The 16,265-nt window shown below is 55.1% G+C and carries 19 protein-coding genes; 18 read left to right on the forward strand and 1 reads right to left on the reverse strand.

The genetic code is table 11. The features are described 5' to 3' along the window. On the forward strand, positions 1 to 4,185 hold a 4,185-nt coding region (locus Q7U71_04595), incomplete at its 5' end, for an Ig-like domain-containing protein (protein ID MDO9391037.1). A 46-nt stretch (positions 4,186 to 4,231) separates the two neighbouring features. Beyond that, the gene (locus tag Q7U71_04600) at positions 4,232 to 5,137 is read left to right on the forward strand and encodes a bifunctional enoyl-CoA hydratase/phosphate acetyltransferase (protein ID MDO9391038.1); all 906 of its coding nucleotides are present in this window, start codon (positions 4,232 to 4,234) and stop codon (positions 5,135 to 5,137) included. Between the two features lie 13 nt (positions 5,138 to 5,150). Here Q7U71_04600 and Q7U71_04605 read toward each other — a convergent pair whose 3' ends face one another. Then, a complete protein-coding gene (locus Q7U71_04605) occupies positions 5,151 to 5,411 on the reverse strand; it encodes a hypothetical protein (protein MDO9391039.1) in 261 nt (86 codons plus the stop codon). 143 nt (positions 5,412 to 5,554) lie between these two features. On the opposite strand from Q7U71_04605, the gene rpiB reads away from it, so the two are divergent. The 16 genes from rpiB to queA form a co-directional block, all read left to right on the forward strand. After that, positions 5,555 to 6,001 (forward strand): ribose 5-phosphate isomerase B, encoded by a 447-nt coding sequence (gene rpiB, locus Q7U71_04610; GenBank protein MDO9391040.1) that lies wholly within the window; start codon positions 5,555 to 5,557, stop codon positions 5,999 to 6,001. Positions 6,002 to 6,144: 143 nt separating this feature from the next. Then, positions 6,145 to 6,813 (forward strand): redoxin domain-containing protein, encoded by a 669-nt coding sequence (locus tag Q7U71_04615; protein MDO9391041.1) that lies wholly within the window; start codon positions 6,145 to 6,147, stop codon positions 6,811 to 6,813. A 34-nt stretch (positions 6,814 to 6,847) separates the two neighbouring features. Continuing rightward, positions 6,848 to 7,069: a hypothetical protein gene (locus Q7U71_04620; GenBank protein ID MDO9391042.1), complete on the forward strand. Its 222-nt coding sequence runs from the start codon at positions 6,848 to 6,850 to the stop codon at positions 7,067 to 7,069. Further along, positions 7,066 to 7,350, forward strand: a complete 285-nt coding sequence (locus tag Q7U71_04625) for a type II toxin-antitoxin system mRNA interferase toxin, RelE/StbE family (GenBank protein ID MDO9391043.1) — start codon at positions 7,066 to 7,068, stop codon at positions 7,348 to 7,350. The genes Q7U71_04620 and Q7U71_04625 overlap by 4 nt, the downstream gene beginning before the upstream one ends. 96 nt (positions 7,351 to 7,446) lie before the next feature. Beyond that, the gene (gene glyA, locus Q7U71_04630; GenBank protein ID MDO9391044.1) at positions 7,447 to 8,754 is read left to right on the forward strand and encodes a serine hydroxymethyltransferase; all 1,308 of its coding nucleotides are present in this window, start codon (positions 7,447 to 7,449) and stop codon (positions 8,752 to 8,754) included. A 6-nt stretch (positions 8,755 to 8,760) separates the two neighbouring features. After that, the gene (locus Q7U71_04635; protein MDO9391045.1) at positions 8,761 to 9,174 is read left to right on the forward strand and encodes a hypothetical protein; all 414 of its coding nucleotides are present in this window, start codon (positions 8,761 to 8,763) and stop codon (positions 9,172 to 9,174) included. Positions 9,175 to 9,215: 41 nt separating this feature from the next. After that, positions 9,216 to 9,659 carry a dCMP deaminase family protein gene (locus Q7U71_04640; GenBank protein MDO9391046.1) on the forward strand — a complete coding sequence of 148 codons (444 nt, stop codon included), beginning with the start codon at positions 9,216 to 9,218 and terminating at the stop codon, positions 9,657 to 9,659. Beyond that, positions 9,660 to 10,184 (forward strand): 2-amino-4-hydroxy-6-hydroxymethyldihydropteridine diphosphokinase, encoded by a 525-nt coding sequence (folK, locus tag Q7U71_04645; GenBank protein MDO9391047.1) that lies wholly within the window; start codon positions 9,660 to 9,662, stop codon positions 10,182 to 10,184. It abuts the gene before it with no gap. 129 nt (positions 10,185 to 10,313) lie between these two features. Continuing rightward, on the forward strand, positions 10,314 to 11,018 hold the full coding sequence (locus Q7U71_04650) for a deoxynucleoside kinase (GenBank protein ID MDO9391048.1): 705 nt from the start codon (positions 10,314 to 10,316) through the stop codon (positions 11,016 to 11,018). Positions 11,019 to 11,152: 134 nt separating this feature from the next. Next, positions 11,153 to 12,037 (forward strand): 4-hydroxy-tetrahydrodipicolinate synthase, encoded by an 885-nt coding sequence (gene dapA, locus Q7U71_04655; protein MDO9391049.1) that lies wholly within the window; start codon positions 11,153 to 11,155, stop codon positions 12,035 to 12,037. 149 nt (positions 12,038 to 12,186) lie between these two features. Further along, positions 12,187 to 12,741 (forward strand): epoxyqueuosine reductase QueH, encoded by a 555-nt coding sequence (locus tag Q7U71_04660; protein ID MDO9391050.1) that lies wholly within the window; start codon positions 12,187 to 12,189, stop codon positions 12,739 to 12,741. Further along, the gene (gene nikR / locus Q7U71_04665; GenBank protein MDO9391051.1) at positions 12,742 to 13,167 is read left to right on the forward strand and encodes a nickel-responsive transcriptional regulator NikR; all 426 of its coding nucleotides are present in this window, start codon (positions 12,742 to 12,744) and stop codon (positions 13,165 to 13,167) included. Positions 13,168 to 13,190: 23 nt separating this feature from the next. Beyond that, complete coding sequence (locus tag Q7U71_04670) at positions 13,191 to 13,616, forward strand: hypothetical protein (protein ID MDO9391052.1); 426 nt, start codon at positions 13,191 to 13,193, stop codon at positions 13,614 to 13,616. A gap of 111 nt (positions 13,617 to 13,727) precedes the next feature. Beyond that, complete coding sequence (locus tag Q7U71_04675) at positions 13,728 to 14,594, forward strand: zinc ABC transporter substrate-binding protein (protein MDO9391053.1); 867 nt, start codon at positions 13,728 to 13,730, stop codon at positions 14,592 to 14,594. Between the two features lie 40 nt (positions 14,595 to 14,634). Beyond that, the gene (locus Q7U71_04680; GenBank protein ID MDO9391054.1) at positions 14,635 to 15,354 is read left to right on the forward strand and encodes a sulfite exporter TauE/SafE family protein; all 720 of its coding nucleotides are present in this window, start codon (positions 14,635 to 14,637) and stop codon (positions 15,352 to 15,354) included. A 139-nt stretch (positions 15,355 to 15,493) separates the two neighbouring features. Next, positions 15,494 to 16,265: tRNA preQ1(34) S-adenosylmethionine ribosyltransferase-isomerase QueA (queA, locus tag Q7U71_04685; protein ID MDO9391055.1), on the forward strand; the 772-nt coding region annotated here is incomplete at its 3' end.

Raw genomic sequence — 16,265 nt, forward strand, 5'->3', positions numbered from 1 at the left:
GTTACTGTAAACCGGATAGCCAAATGGAATGGAACCAGTTGGTCGGCCTTGGGCAGCGGCACGAGCGCTAATATTGTCTATGCAGTTGCAGTCAAGGGTGACACTGTATATGCCGGCGGTAGTTTTACCACGGCCGGTGGAATAAGTGCTAATCGTATAGCCAGATGGGACGGTGCGAACTGGTCGGCCATGGGCAAAGGCATGAATAATACTGTTCAGACCATTGCCTTCGGTGATAGTGGCGTATATGCTGGAGGGTCTTTTACTTTAGCCGATAGCGTAAGCGCCAAGTATGTTGCCAAGTGGAACGGAATAGGCTGGATGCCGATGGGCGGCGGCACCAATGGTTGGGTGAATGTTCTGGTTGTCAAGGACAGAAATGTGCATGCCGGTGGTAGTTTTACTATTGCCGGGGGTAAGGCCAGCGTAAAATTCGGGATATACCATGACCGGACCGATATAACCCCGCCCAGCATTGTTTACAGCACACCCGACAGCGGGGCTTTGAATGTGTCTTTGAATGCAACGGTTAAAATAGCCTTTTCCGAGCCGATGAGGGCAGCCAGCTTTGCGTATACTATAATGCCCGATCCGGGCGGCGTGAGCGCTGTCTGGAACCTGGGGAAAGACACAGTGCAGATAACCCATGCCAATTTTGCCTATGCCACCGAGGAGACTATCTCGATATCTTATGCTGAGGACCTATCGGGGAATTTACTGACCGGACGTAACGTGATCACTTTCACGACTATACCCAACCAGGCGTCTGTGATAACCATGAAGACCCAGCCATCCAGCCCGCAGACCTTGGGCCGGCCGTACCTGGTGCAGGCAATAATAAAGGACCTGGTCAAAAAGGGGAGTAAATCCGTTACCGCCGAAAGCCTGTATTGCCGGGTGAATGGAGAGTCCTGGTCAAGTTCGGGGACCGTCAGCGTCAAAGGGGATACCTTCAGTTTTAATATCCCGGCCATCGACAGCGGCCAGATTGAGTATTACCTCCAGGCCTGGGATAATATGGGTGTTGCTACAGTGGAACCGTCATCAGGCTATCATTCTTTCGATGTCAACACCCTGCCTCCTGTTATCACCTACAGCATGCCAGACAGCGGGGCGGTCAGCGCGGCGTTAACTGCCCAGGTAATGATAGTATTTTCAGTGCCGCTGGACACCACAAGCTTCAGCTTCACCTTGCTGCCCGATCCCGGCGGGTTGAGCCGCACCTGGAATGCGGGCCGCGATACAGTGCGCCTCATGCATGCTCCCTTTGCCTTTGCTGCAGCTGAGACTGTCAGCATCACCCATGGGGAGGACCAGTTCGGGCACCTGCTGACCGGGCGGAGCACAATAACATTTACCACCCTGAGCGAATCGGCGGGGGACACCAATTGGGACGGCCGGTTCGGGACGACGGCGGGATTGGGGATGGATGGCGCAGTCGTAGCCATTGCGATCAGCGGAACCAGTGTTTATGCCGGGGGAGGTTTTCACACAGCCGGTGGAATAAGTGCAAACCACATAGCAAAATGGGTCGGATCGTCCTGGTCGGCCCTGGGCAGCGGTATGAATAGTACGGTCAATTGTTTGGCGGTGAGCGAAACCACAGTTTATGCCGGCGGTAGTTTTACCACGGCTGACGGTGTAACCGTGAACCATATAGCCAAATGGGACGGCACCAGTTGGTCGGCCTTGGGTTCTGGGACTGGTAGTAGCATTTATGCAATTGCAGTCAAGGGTGACACTGTTTTTGCCGGCGGTATCTTTACCACTGCCGGTGGATTAAGCGCTAACCGCATTGCCAAATGGAATGGAACCAGTTGGTCGGCCATGGGTAGTGGCATGAACGGTACGGTCAATTGTTTGGCTGTGAGCGGCAGCGACCTTTATGTGGGGGGCGTTTTTACCTCGGCCGGGGGCGTGGCTGCAAATTACATTGCCAAATGGAACGGAACGAGCTGGTCGGCGCTGGGCAGCGGCATGAATGGCTATGTTCGCGCCATTGCGTTCATCGGCAGTGATCTATATGCGGGCGGGGAGTTCACCACGGCCGGGGGAGCGACCGCCAACCGGATAGCCAAATGGAACGGCTCAAGCTGGTCGGCGGTGGGCAGCGGTATGAACAACCACATCCTGGCCCTGTCTGTCAGCGGCAGCGACCTTTATGCCGGGGGCGTTTTTACCTCGGCCGGCGGGGATAGCGCGAAATACATTGCCAAATGGAATGGCTCAGCTTGGTCGGCCCTGGGCAGCGGTATGAATAATACGGTCAATTGTTTGGCGGTGAGCGAAACCACAGTTTATGCCGGCGGTTATTTTACCACGGCTGGCGGGAAAAGCAGCGTATATTTTGGTATATACCATTTCCCGGTCATTCAGCCCCCATCAGCCGTTAACTTGATCTCGCCAGCCAATGGCATACTGTCAGGGGACAGCACCTTTACTTTTATCTGCGGCACCGCCGCAGCTGGCACTTATCCCGTTGATTCATATCGGTTGCAGATCGCTACCGACAACAGCTTTGTTTCCTGCCGTCTTGATACAACAATCAACGATACCACGTTAATAGTATCTCTGCCCTCCGCCGATACCATATACTATTGGCGGGTCAGCGCATTGGATACTTGCGGGAATGAAGGATCGTTTTCATCAACTTGGAAGCTGGAGATCGATGTAAAAAGCCCGGCAATACCGGCATTATTTGCCCCTGCCGACAATTCCTGGCTGGCCTCTGATGCGGCATTCTGCACTTGGAGCCCAGTTAGTAAAAAGGCCTCGGCGGTGTACTATGTTTACAAGGCCTTCGTGCTACCGGATACCATTAATCCCATGGTGGTTGATACAACCAGCCTGACCGCAGATACTCTGGCTGTTTCCGAAGGCCGCTATTTGTGGAAGGTCGAAGCCTATGACCAGGCTGGGAACCCTCCCGGCATCTCCGGTTCCTTCAATTTTGGGTATGATGTGACCCCACCGGCAATGACCTCGTTGATCAGCCCCGCGGACAGTTTGCTTACCAACCAAAGCAATATCAGCTTTACCTGGAACATTTGTGCCGACAGCGTCAGCGGGCTGAAGCAGTATACCCTGCAATATGCCTACGATTCTGCGTTTACTGCCGGTTTGGCTGAATCCACTCTTATAGACACAAGCATAACCATATCAATGGCCGACAGCAACTACTATTGGAGAATTGTTGCAACGGATACGGCAGGGAACACCAGCCTGTCAATGGTCAGATATTTATCAATAGATACTTACGATCCCGCCATCCCCAGCCTGGCTTCACCGATCAACGGCTGCTGGATCGACGATACCACGGTGGTTTGCAGTTGGGGTGAAGTTGCCAAAATGATTGGATCGGCCAAGGCAGCCGAAGTAAAATACGTCATCCAACTGGATACAGTGAATTTATTCACTTCTCCGGCCATAGAGGACACGACGGTTATCCTTCTAGACACCTTCCATCTGGCCGAAGGCCAATATTACTGGCGGGTGAAGGCCTTTGATCTGGCCGGAAACTACGGGAGCTATACCGGCTACAGAATCTTTGGGATAGATACCACGGCACCGCTGTTCCAAAGCGTAAAAGCGCTGCCTGACGATCCGGGTGCGCCTTACGGCCCGTATGAAGTGACAAGTAAAGTGTACGACCTGAGCGGCGTCAAGTCGGCCTACCTGTTCAGACAAATAAACAGCGGAAGCTGGGACAGTACGGCTATGTTCTCGGCCTTGGACTCTTTAAGAGACAGCATTCCGGAGCTTATCCCGGCCACCGATGAGACCTTGTCTGTCAGCTATTACATCAAATCCACGGACATGCTGGATCACCAGAGCATCAGTTCTACCTATAGCTTCAAGGCCATCGGGCCATTGGGTGTGGCTGGCAAACCCGGAACTTCGGTGCCAGCGGTCTTTGCCCTCAACAGTGCCTATCCCAACCCATCTAGAGGCCAGACCACCTTCAAATACCAACTGCCTCAGGTCACCAATGTAAACCTGACGGTGTACAATGTGGCCGGCCAGGTGGTAAAGACCTTAGTGGAAGGGACCCAAGGCCAAGGTGCCTATCATGTCAGCTGGGACGGCCGGGATGAGGACGGGCGGGCCGCCATGTCAGGAGTGTATTTTTACCGGCTGAATGCGGCGGGGAAAAATATTTTAAGAAAATTGGTTTTGGTCAAATGAGCAAAAACAACATCACAATATAAAACAAACAACCATAGGAGAAAAAGTGGCACAAGTTACCTCACTTAAGCAAATGGCGGAACTGGTCAAGGGCGGACCGTTAAAGAGAGTGGCCGTGGCCTGCGGCCAGGATCCGGACATCCTGGGCGCTTTGGCCCGGGCGGTCAACGAAAAATCAGCCAAGGCCATCCTGATCGGAGACCAGAAAAAGACCGAGGCTCTGGCCAAGGAAAATAATATCGATCCCAAGATATTCACCCTGATCGACGAGACCGACTATAAGAAAGCGGCCACCAGGGCGGTGGAGATGGTCAAAAAAGGCGAGGCCGATGTGCTGATGAAGGGCCTGATAGACACCGCGGTCTACGCCCGGGCCTACCTGAACAAAGAGAACGGCCTGACCACCGGGGCCACCGTCTCCCACGTGGCGGTGTTCGAGGTTCCCAATTATCCCCGGCTGCTGATCCTCACCGACGCCGCCCAGATCCCCTACCCGGACTTCGGGCAGAAAGTGGACATGATCAACCATGCCGTGGCGGTGGCCCACAAACTGGGAATTGAGACCCCCAAGGTGGCGGTGCTGACCGCCACCGAAAAGGTCAATCCCAAATGGCCCTGCAGTCTGGAAGCGGCCCAGCTGGCCAAGATGGCCGACCGGGGGCAGATCAAGGGCTGCATAGTGGACGGACCTCTCTCCATGGACGCCGCGGTTTCCCCCGAATGCGCGGCCGGCAAGGGCCTCAAGTCGCCGGTGGCCGGCTACGCCGACATCCTGGTCTGCCCGGACATCCACGGGGCCAACTTCATTTACAAGACGCTGGCCCAGCTGGCCAAGGCGGAGCTGGCAGCCATGGTCATCGGCACCAGCGCCCCGGTGGTGCTGACTTCGCGCACCGATTCCGACGAGACCAAGTTCATGTCCATAGTGCTTTCGGCGCTGATGGCAAAATGATCCGCAGAGCGGATCATTTTGCCGCTGGAGAAGCGAAGCACGGTGACCGTCCGGCGTTTGAGATGCCGGTGTACAAGCCCGGCAACGTTTGAGGTGCAATAATATTAGCTAGGCGATGTTGGAAATCGTTCAAAAGCCGCTGGAGAAGCGAAGCACGGTGACCGTCCGGTGTTTGAGATGCTGATATATAAGGCAGGCAACGTTTGAGGAGCAATGATAAAAGCAGGGCGATGTTGGAATCGTTCAATCGTTGCCTGACCTGCTTGATCGACATCTCAAACATCGCCAGACAATCAGAGGATGGCTTCTCAAACGTCGCCGGGCAGACTTGATGAGCATCTCTGCCGCAGTAGCGCAGCTTGCTCTTGACTTTAATCTGGTTATACCTTATCCTTAATAACCATCACGAGGGCATTTATGAAGATCGCCATCGGCACCGATCACCGGGGGTTTGCCCTGAAGGAGCAGATCAAAGCCGCTTTCTCCCTTGACAATCTGGAATTCAAGGACTTTGGGGCCCAGAACCGGGATCCCTGCGATTATCCCGACTTCGCCATTCCGGTGGCCCAAGCGGTAGCCAAAGGCGAGGCGGACAAGGGGATACTGGTCTGCAGCACCGGCAACGGGATGGCCATCGCGGCCAACAAGGTGAAGGGGGTGCGGGCGGCCATCGCCATGACCCCGGACATGGCCCGCTACTCGCGGCTGCACAACGATGCCAACATCCTGGTGCTGCCGGCCGATTACATAGACCTGCAGCTGGTCCCCAAGATAGTCAAGGTCTGGCTGGAGACCGGGTTCGAAGGCGGCCGTCACCAGCGCCGGGTGGACAAGATAACCAAATACGAAAACGAAAACAAATAAAAATAAACGAAGGCAATTTTGACAGGATTTACAGGATTTCTCTATTCTTCCTAAGGAGCGACCATTAGAATCATGTTAATCCTGTCTGCTCCCGAAAAAACCGGGCAGTAAAACAAAACAAAAAGAACGGAAACATTCATTCAATGAAAAATATCCTGTCATTCTGTCTTGCTCTGCTGGTATTAACAGCCCCGGCCCTGGCAGCCGGAGACAAGCCCTGTCTGAAGGTGGGCGACCCGGCCCCCCCCATAGTGTTGAAGAACCTGGACGGAGGCTCCACCTTTTATCTCCGCGATTACTGCGGCCAGGCCCGGACGCCCCGCACCCGCCAGGAGCGGGACGTGGTGGTATTAAGCTTCTTCACCACCTGGTGCGAGAACTGCAAAAAGGAGATCCCCTGTCTGCAGGAGATGGCCTCGCGCTTTGCCGGGGACAGCATCCGTTTCTACCTGGTGAACGTGGGCGAAGCCCGGGACACGGTGGAGGCCTACATCTTCCAGCGGGTGATCTCGCTGCCCATCCTGCATGACGAATTCTCGGTGACGGCCCAGAAATACCAGGCCAACAGCCTGCCGACCCTGGTGGTGATTGACAAGGCGGGCAATATTGCCGAATATCATGTGGGCTTTCAGGCTGGTTACGAGAAGGAACTTGAATCCAGGCTTAACCTTTTGCTGGGCAAGACCCGGCCCGAAAGTTTGGCGGCGGCGCTTCGACAGGGCTCAGCGCCCGCACCCGACAGCATAAAAGCTGACAGCGTCAAGGCCAAGCCCAAGAGCAATAGAAAGAAAATAAAACCTGTAAAAAGCTAAAGGTCATAGGATATCAGAAATAGGAGGAACTCAAATGCCTACTCAGAATAGCATAACATTCAATGATGCGTTGGATTTGATTGAATCACTGCCGGCATATCAGCAGGAAGACATTATTGAGATTGTCCGGCAAAGGCTGATAGAACATAGGCGGGATTTGCTTGGCAAGAACATCGGAGAGGCAAGAGAAGAATATGCCAGGGGAGAGGTGAAAAAAGGCAATGTTGATGACCTGATGAGCGAGCTTTCCAAATGAGAACGCTGATTTGGGGTAAAACCTTTGTAAGGGCGTTTAAGAGGACTGCCAATAAACATCCGAATCTGAGTAAAGATGTTGAGAAAACCTTAAGACTTTTGCTCGAAGAACCTTTCGCCCCTCAATTGGAAACTCATAAACTCAAAGGGAAATTATCAGGCTCATGGGCGTGCAGTGTTGGATACGATCTGCGGATAGTATTCGATTTTGTAAAAAGCGAGGGGAAACAGGAAGAGGATATATTTTTGATGGATATTGGGACACATGATGAAGTGTATTAACTCCGTGGTGTCAAGGGTATGTTGAGGCTGCGCCCAAGGTCAATGATAAAATAAAACCTAAATATGTTTAACTAAACAGGGTAAGGTAAAAACAAAATGTCTATTTTACAAAACAAAGATCCCGAGATCTACCAGTCTATAATCGACGAAACCAAGCGCCAGGAATACGGACTGGAGCTGATCGCTTCCGAGAACTTCGTCTCCGAGGCGGTGCTGGAGGCCCAGGGCTCCGTGATGACCAACAAATACGCCGAGGGCTACCCCGGCAAGCGCTACTACGGCGGCTGTGAATTCGTGGACGTGGCCGAGAACATAGCCCGGGACCGGGCCAAGCAGTTGTTCGGCTGTGAATACGCCAACGTCCAGCCCCATTCCGGCTCCACCGCCAACCAGGCTGTCTACTTCACCTACTGCCAGCCGGGCGACACGGTGTTGGGCATGGACCTGGCCCACGGCGGCCACCTGACCCACGGCTCGCCGGTCTCCTTTTCCGGCAAGATGTACAAGATAGTATCCTACGGGGTCAAAAAAGAGACCGGTTACATCGACATGGACGACGTGGCCAAAAAGGCCCGGGAGCACAAGCCCAAGATGATCATCGTGGGGGCCTCGGCCTACAGCCGGCACTACGAGTTCGCCAAGTTCCGGGAGATCGCCGACGAGGTGGGGGCCTTCCTGTTCGCCGACGTGGCCCATCCGGCCGGACTGATCGCCGCCGGGCTGCACCCCTCGCCCATCCCCCACTGCCACGTGGTGACCACCACCACCCACAAGACCCTGCGGGGCCCCCGGGGCGGGATGGTGCTGATAGGCAAGGATTCCGAGAACCCCTTCGGCTACAAGATCAAGATCAAGGCCGGCGAGCGCCTGAAGATGATGTCCGAGGTGATGGACAGCACGGTGATGCCCGGCATCCAGGGCGGCCCGCTGATGCACGTCATCGCCGCCAAGTCGGTGGCCTTCAAGGAGGCCTTGGACCCGTCGTTCAAGATCTACGCCCAGCAGGTGATAGACAACTCCCGGGCCCTGGCCCAGAGCATGGTGGAGCGGGGCTATCAGATCGTTTCCGGCGGCACCGACAACCACGTGATGCTGATAGACCTGACCAGCAAGAACATCACCGGCAAGGAGGCCGAGAACGCCCTGCACGCCGCCGGGATCACGGTCAACAAGAACATGGTGCCGTTCGACGCCCGCAGCCCCTTCGTGACCTCCGGTTTCCGGATGGGCACCGCCGCTTTGACCACCCGGGGCATGAAGCAGCCTGCGATGAAAATTGTGGCCGGAATGATAGACAAGGTGCTGGCCAACCTCAGCGACGAAAAAACAATTCAGGGAGTTACCGGCGAGATCAAGGAACTATGCCGGGAATTTCCGCTATACCCCAACCGTTTGAAAGGGTAGACCAACATGGCTGAAAAAATCAACCTGGGCCGGGTCCAGTTCGGCGAGGTCGTCACCAAGGCCCTGAAGGAGCGCTGGTCCGGCGTGCTGACCATCGAGAACTCGGAATACACAGAGTACGTGGAATTCAAGAACGGGTCCATCGGGGGATTCTCCTCGGCCGAGCGGAAAAAGCTGCTGGGCGAGATCCTGACCGCCGGCGGCCACATCAGCACCGAAGACCTGGACAAGGCCATCGCCACCCAGAAGGCCAAGGGCGGCCGGATCGGCGACATCCTGGTGGAGATGGACCTGATCACCAGGCAGCGGATCGAGGAAGTGCTGGCCATTCATCAGATGAGCATCCTGGCCCAGAGCCTTTCGGCCAAGGACGCCGAGCTTTCCTTTGAGCCGGGCCTGACCCTGGCCGACAAAGGATGAGCCAGGCCCCGAAAACAACCCGTCAGGCCGTGACTAAACTTGTGCGCCCCAGCTGGGACCGGTATTTCATGGAGATCGCGGTGCTGGTGTCCAGCCGGACCACCTGCCTTCGCCGCCAGGTGGGGGCGGTGATAGTAAAGGACAAACGGCTTTTGTCCACCGGCTACAACGGGGCGCCGGTGGGCCTGAAGCACTGCGCCGAGCTGGGATGCCTGCGGCAGAAGCTGGGGGTCAAGTCCGGGGAAAAACACGAGCTGTGCCGGGCCATTCATGCCGAGCAGAACGCCATAATCCAGGCGGCCACCTTCGGGGTGCCGCTGCTGGGGGCCTCGATCTACATCACCCATTTTCCCTGCGTGCTTTGCTCCAAGATGATCATCAATGCCGGGATCAAAAGGATCATATATTCTCAGGGATATCCCGATCAGATGTCGCAGGATATATTGAAGGAAGCCAAACTGAAGACCGAGCTGTTAAAGTCATAGATGAAACAGACCGCTGAAAATAAAAGGACCAAGATTTATATCGGTCTGGGCTCCAACCTGGGAAACCGGCTGGGCAACATTCGTTTTGCCCTGGCCGCCATGGGACAGATGCCGGGATCCTCGGTCCTCAGGATGTCCGGGGTATACGAGACCGAGCCTTTCGGCAACACCGACCAGCCCAAGTTCCTGAATGCCGCGGTGGAACTGGAGACCAGCCTGGAGCCCATGGTGCTGCTGAGGTCCCTGCAGCGGATCGAGCAACACATGGGCCGGGTGCGCCAGGTGAAATGGGAGCCGCGGGTGATAGATCTGGACATCCTTTATTTCGGCAGCCAGGTGATAGATACCCCGGACCTTAAGGTGCCGCACCCGGAGCTTCCCCTGCGCGGGTTCGTGCTGGTTCCGCTCTGCGACCTGATCCCCGACTTCGAGGATCCCGCCAGCCGGCAGAAGGTGAAGGCCCTGCTTAAGAAAATACCCCGGACCCAAAAGGATGTCATTAAACTGGAGACGGCTAATTTCTAGACCTGTTATCTTAGCCATTTAACCACAGAAGGCATAAAGAGCACAAAAGCTACTGCAGAAACATATGTGAGTTATGTGCTTTTTTGTGGCCGATCATAAAATACCAAAATGCCCAATAGTTTTATCATGATGGATTCAAAAATACCAAGATACGTGGCCATCGAAGGCGTGATCGGCGTGGGCAAGACCACGCTGGCCAAGATGCTGGCCGAGCGGTTTCACGCCAAGCGGGTGAACGAGGAGGTGGAGGCCAACCCCTTCCTGACCAAGTTCTATTCCGACCGCCGGGCCTTTGCCTTTCAGACCCAGATCTTCTTCCTGCTCTCCCGCTACAAGCAGCAGCAGGGGATACTGCAGCAGGACCTGTTCGGCCAGCAGATAGTCTCCGATTATCTGTTCGCCAAGGACAAGATATTCGCCTACCTTAACCTGGATCAGAACGAGATCTCCCTGTATGAAAACCTGTGGAAGCTGCTGGAGCCGGGGATAGTCAAGCCAGACCTGGTGGTCTACCTTCTGGCCGACACTGACCTGCTGTCAAAGCGGATCAAGGAACGGGGCCGGCCGTTCGAACACAACCTCTCCCGGGATTACCTGGCAGAGCTGTCCGAGGCTTACAACCATTTCTTCTTCAATTACACCGAGACCCCGCTGCTGGTGGTCAACGTCAACCAGATAGACCTGGTCAACCATCCCGAGGATTTCGAGGACCTGGTGCAGAAGATCTGCCAGCCCCACCCCGGCACCCGCTATTACGTCCCGATCGGCAACAAGAAGGACAGGAAGAAGCCCAAGCCGGTTGAAGCCAAGGAGCAGAATCTGCTGCCGGAGTAAACCGAAAGTCCTGCCCTTTCGGGCGCCGTATCAATACCAGCCGAAATTTCAACCCAGGTCCTATGTCTATATTGTTCCCGTCAAAAAGCAAATAGAAACAAAAAATATATCCATCACAAAAAAGAGGTGACGCTATGATTGACTGGAAGGGATCCTTTGTAGCTTTGGTAACGCCGTTCCGCAACGGGGCTCTGGATGAGCAGGCTTTGGAACGGCTTTTGGATTATCAGATAGCCGCCGGGACCCAGGGAGTGGTGCCCTGCGCCACCACCGGGGAGGGTCCGACCATCCTGCCGGACGAATATCTCAGTATCATGACCATGACCATGAAAAAAGGCAAGGGGAAGTTCAAGGTGCTGGCCTATACCGGAAGCAATGACACCCTGCGGACCATCACCCGCACCCAGGAGGCCGAGAAACTAGGGGTGGACGGGGCCTTGGTGGTCACCCCCTATTACAACAAGCCCAGCCAGGAGGGGCTGTACCAGCATTTCAAGTCGGTAGCCCATGCCACCAAACTTCCTTTGATGCTCTATAACGTGCCCTCCCGCACCGGGGTCAGCCTGGAGCCGGTCACCATCGCCCGGCTGGCAGAGATAAAGAACATCGTGGCTGTCAAGGAAGCCTCGGGTGACCTGGACAACGCCAGCCAGATCATGGCCCTGTGCGGGGACCGGATCGCAGTCTTCTCCGGCGACGACCTGCTGACCCTGCCCATGCTGGCGGTGGGGGCCAAGGGCGTGGTATCGGTGCTGGCCAACGTGGCTCCCAAGGATGTCAATAAAATGGTTAATTATTTTTTAAGCGGCAAGATCGACGAAGCCCGCCAGATCCATCTCAAGCAGTTCCCCCTGATCAAATCCCTCTTTGCCGAGACCAGCCCCGGTCCGATCAAGGCCGCCCTGAACCTGCTGGGCCTGTGCCACGCCGAGATGCGGATGCCTCTGGTGGATGTGTCGGATGATACCCGGAAATGGGTAAAGGCGGAATTGAAAAAATACGGCTTGTTGAAACAGTAGCTGGGGTCCGATAGACCATAACAATAAGGAAGCCATGAAGGGCAGGAAACGTATTTCTTGCATTCATGGATTCCTTATAGAAAAGATCCCGTCCAATTTTTAATTATTTTTCTTGCCAGCAACAAAGCCCCCAACCCTGTTCAACCATCATGTCCCGACTGCTCCTCCATATCTGCTGCGCCCCCTGCCTGTGCCATCCTTACCGGGTGCTGTCGGCTGAAAATGTCGATTTCACGGGCTTCTGGTACAATCCCAACATCCATCCCTACCAGGAATACCAGGCCCGGCTCCAAGCGGTCAAGGATTTTGCACGGGAACACAAGATGCCGGCGGTATTCCGGGACGACTATCCCCTGGAGCAGACGCTGGAACTTTTGTCCCGGGAACGCTGCCAGGGCTGCTACCGGCTCCGGCTGGAGGAGACCGCCCGCCAGGCCAAGGCCCAGGGGTTTCAGGCTTTTTCCAGCACCCTGCTTTACAGCATCTACCAGAAGCACGACCTGATCCGGGAACTGGGAACGGAGATCGGAAAAAGGCAGGGGGTGGAATTCTACTACCGAGATCTCCGGACCGGCTGGGAGGAAGGGCGCAGAATATCAATGGAGGAAAACCTGTACCGCCAGAAATACTGCGGCTGCATCTTCAGCGAAAGGGACAGATACCAAAAAACAGAAAACAAAAACAGAAATCAAATACCAGGATAAATGAGCCAGAATAAAGAACAGCTGACCCGAGTCGGGGTATCCATAGAGCTTTCCCTGATGGAGAAGTTCGACCGGATGATCGAAAAGAAGGGATATACCAACCGTTCCGAAGCTTTCCGGGACATCGTCCGGAAGGTCCTGGCCGAGGGGGAATCCGAAAAGGGGAAGGAGATGGTGGGGGCCATTCTGATAGTCTACGACCATCATCATCCGCGCCTGGTGGAAAAACTGCTGGTCCTGCAGCACGACTCCGACGCCAAGATCATCGCTTCGCAGCACGTCCACCTGGATCATCACCATTGCATGGAGACCATCATCGTCAAAGGCCCAACCGAGAAGCTGGAGGCCCTGCAGGGAAAGATCGGGGCTTTAAAGGGGGTGGGCCAATGCCTGCTCTCCAAGACCAGCTGCCGGGTGCTACACTGACAAGGAAAAATATCGGAGGATCTATGAAATTCAACGCCAATATGTTCTACAGCCCGGCGGTCCGCTGGATGGAGAGGGGTCTGGCCCTGGCGATGCTGGTGGGTGTCCTGATCGCGGCCGTAAATGGCGGAATCACCATGTCTCAAATGGATTGGACCGCCAAGGAAACATTTTATGAACTTATATATAGGGTCCTGCTGCTGGTGATAGGTCTGGAACTTGTCAGGATGCTGGTCACCCATAGCCTGGCGGCGGTGCTGGAACTTCTGGCCTTCGTCATCGCCCGGAAGATGCTCAAGCCGGACCTGACATCGTTGGATATAATCCTGAGCGTGATAGCCTTCGTGGTGCTGCTGGGAGGAAGGCGCTATTTGATAAGCCGCACCTGTTATTCGTCCGGAGAACTTGAGGATGGCCGGACATGCAATGGCGAGAAGGACCAGCCATAGCTCTCGGGCCGGCCAGCATTGAACGGCTCCGGCAAAAAAACAATTGACATTTGCTTTCAATCGTGCTACAATTTAAAAAATCGTAGCACGTTTTATTTTTAATAAGTGAAAATGAGAAACAAAATACCGATCTTTCTGGCCATGGCTATGGCAATGTCCGGCTGCCTAAAGAAAGAGGAATCGGCCCGGCTGACAGTGGTCACCTCCTTCTATCCCATGTATGTCATGACGGCCAACATCGTCAAGGACGTTCCCGGAGTCGAACTGGCCAGCCTGGCCCCGCCTTTCTCGGGCTGCCTGCACGATTATCAGATGACCCCGCAGGACATGAAGACCTTGAGCCGGGCCGATGTCCTGGTGGCCAACGGTGCGGGGATGGAGTCATTCCTGGCCAAGGTCACCAGTCAAAACCCAAAGCTGACGGTGATAGATGCCAGCCGGGGCATTGATCTGATCGTTTCTCAGGGAACGCCCAATCCTCACATATTCGCAGGCATCTCAGGAGCCATGGACCAGGTGCGAAACATCGAGGCCGGAATGGAAAAAGCCGATCCGGCGCAAGCCAAGCAATACCGTAAAAATGCCGGGATCTATCTGGCCCGGCTGGATTCTCTGAAAAACAGGATGCACCTGGCTCTCCGGGACGTTAAAAACAGGGACATTATAACCTTTCACGAAGCCTTCCCCTATTTCGCCCGGGAGTTCGGCCTGAACATCCTGGCAGTGATAGAAAGGGAGCCGGGGTCGGAACCCAGCGCCGGGGATCTGGCCCAGACCATCGGGATCATCCGGAAAAACAAGGTCCAAGCAATTTTTGCCGAGCCCCAGTATCCGGCCAAATCGGCCGAGGCCATAGCCCGGGAGACCGGGGCCAAGGTGTACACCCTGGATCCGGCGGTCACCGGACCGATGGAACCTGATGCCTATATCAAGGCCATGGAGAAGAACCTGGAGGTGCTGCGGGAAGCTCTGCGATAAAGTCCATTAATCATCAAAACATAAAACAAGGAAAACTGCTTTGAACAACGAGATCACCATGCTGGCGATAACCGCCGCCTCCCTGGGGTTCATCCATACCGTCATTGGCCCCGACCATTACATACCGTTCGCGGCCATGGCCAAGGCTCGGAAATGGAAACTGTCAAAAACCCTCTGGATCACTTTTCTTTGCGGTATAGGGCATGTCGGGAGCTCGGTCCTGATCGGCCTGGTCGGGATCGCCCTGGGGTTAGTGGTGGGAAGACTGGAGATCGTGGAATCGTTCCGGGGCAACCTGGCCGCTTGGGCGATGATAGCTTTTGGGCTGGTATATGGCATCTGGGGGCTGCAACGGGCGCTGCGGGGCAAGGAGCACAGACATTTCCACTCACATGCTGACCTGGACGGCCACGAACACGATCACCGGCACACACCGGAAGAAGGACACATGCATGTTCACGAGGAGCCGGGCAAACAATCCATCACGCCATGGGTGCTGTTCACCGTCTTCGTTTTCGGACCCTGCGAGCCTTTGATCCCGCTGCTGATGTACCCGGCTGCCAAACACAGCACCGGCGGCATGCTGCTGGTAAGCCTGGTCTTTGCGGCGGCCACCATCGGTACCATGCTGATCACGGTCAGCATCACCACCCTGGGGTTCAAGGCGCTTCCCATGGGCAAACTGGAGCGGTACAGCCACGCCCTGGCCGGGGCCACCATAATGGCCTGCGGGCTGGCCATCCAGTTCCTGGGTCTGTGAACCAGGCAAAAAATAAATGTTTTCGCAGATGAAAAAGGGGTGCCAACCCGGCACCCCTTTTTAAATATTTGAACAAACCGTTTTCCTGTGCTATAATAAAACCACAGTCATATGATCAATCAGAAAAAGAATCACGGAAATGAAACTCTCTTCCTTTGACTATAATCTCCCTCCGGAGCTCATTGCCAAAAGCCCGGTTGAAAAACGCGATTCCTCCCGGCTGATGGTATTGCACCGCAATGACGGCCATATCGAGCACCGCCGGTTCAGCGATATAGTTGAATATCTTGAACCTTCAGACATCCTGGTGGTCAACAATACCAAGGTGATCCCGGCCCGGTTGATCGGGCGCAAGAAACAGACCGGCGGGGAAGTGGAGATCTTGTTGCTTCGGCATGAATCCGAAAATTTGTGGAACTGCCTGGTCCGGCCGGGACGGAGGCTGATGCCCGGGGCCTGGGTTGAGTTTAAAGACGGCTTGATGGAGGCGGAGATCGTCGAACCCCGGGAAGGCGGGCAGCGCCTGGTCAGATTCACGCATCAGGGTGACTTTTACCAAACCCTGGAAAAGGTGGGACAAGTTCCCCTGCCGCCATACATCGACCGAAAGCCAATGGAGTCAGACAAAAACCGCTACCAGACAATATATGCCAAGGAGGAAGGCGCAGTGGCCGCCCCCACCGCCGGCCTGCATTTCACCCCGGAGCTGATGAAAAAGGTCAAGGACAAAGGGGTGGAGGTCCTGGAAATACTCTTGCATGTGGGCTGGGGAACTTTCAAAGGCGTGGAGGCCGAGGATATCCGGGAGCATAAGATGGACGCGGAGTACTACAAGATAAGCAGGGAAGTTGCAGAAAAAATAAAAAATGGGAAATTGGAAAATCGAAAAATAGTTGTTGTGGGTACCACCA

The sequence above is a fragment of the bacterium genome, assembly GCA_030655055.1.
In the GTDB taxonomy this organism is placed as follows: domain Bacteria; phylum Edwardsbacteria; class AC1; order AC1; family EtOH8; genus UBA5202.

Coding starts and splice junctions, on each gene's coding strand:
- Q7U71_04605 (MDO9391039.1), bottom strand. CDS start 5,411: ATGTCGATCAAGCAGGTCAGGCAACGATTGAACGATTCCAACATCGCC.
- rpiB (MDO9391040.1), top strand. CDS start 5,555: ATGAAGATCGCCATCGGCACCGATCACCGGGGGTTTGCCCTGAAGGAG.
- Q7U71_04615 (MDO9391041.1), top strand. CDS start 6,145: ATGAAAAATATCCTGTCATTCTGTCTTGCTCTGCTGGTATTAACAGCC.
- Q7U71_04620 (MDO9391042.1), top strand. CDS start 6,848: ATGCCTACTCAGAATAGCATAACATTCAATGATGCGTTGGATTTGATT.
- Q7U71_04625 (MDO9391043.1), top strand. CDS start 7,066: ATGAGAACGCTGATTTGGGGTAAAACCTTTGTAAGGGCGTTTAAGAGG.
- glyA (MDO9391044.1), top strand. CDS start 7,447: ATGTCTATTTTACAAAACAAAGATCCCGAGATCTACCAGTCTATAATC.
- Q7U71_04635 (MDO9391045.1), top strand. CDS start 8,761: ATGGCTGAAAAAATCAACCTGGGCCGGGTCCAGTTCGGCGAGGTCGTC.
- folK (MDO9391047.1), top strand. CDS start 9,660: ATGAAACAGACCGCTGAAAATAAAAGGACCAAGATTTATATCGGTCTG.
- Q7U71_04650 (MDO9391048.1), top strand. CDS start 10,314: ATGGATTCAAAAATACCAAGATACGTGGCCATCGAAGGCGTGATCGGC.
- dapA (MDO9391049.1), top strand. CDS start 11,153: ATGATTGACTGGAAGGGATCCTTTGTAGCTTTGGTAACGCCGTTCCGC.
- Q7U71_04660 (MDO9391050.1), top strand. CDS start 12,187: ATGTCCCGACTGCTCCTCCATATCTGCTGCGCCCCCTGCCTGTGCCAT.
- nikR (MDO9391051.1), top strand. CDS start 12,742: ATGAGCCAGAATAAAGAACAGCTGACCCGAGTCGGGGTATCCATAGAG.
- Q7U71_04670 (MDO9391052.1), top strand. CDS start 13,191: ATGAAATTCAACGCCAATATGTTCTACAGCCCGGCGGTCCGCTGGATG.
- Q7U71_04675 (MDO9391053.1), top strand. CDS start 13,728: ATGAGAAACAAAATACCGATCTTTCTGGCCATGGCTATGGCAATGTCC.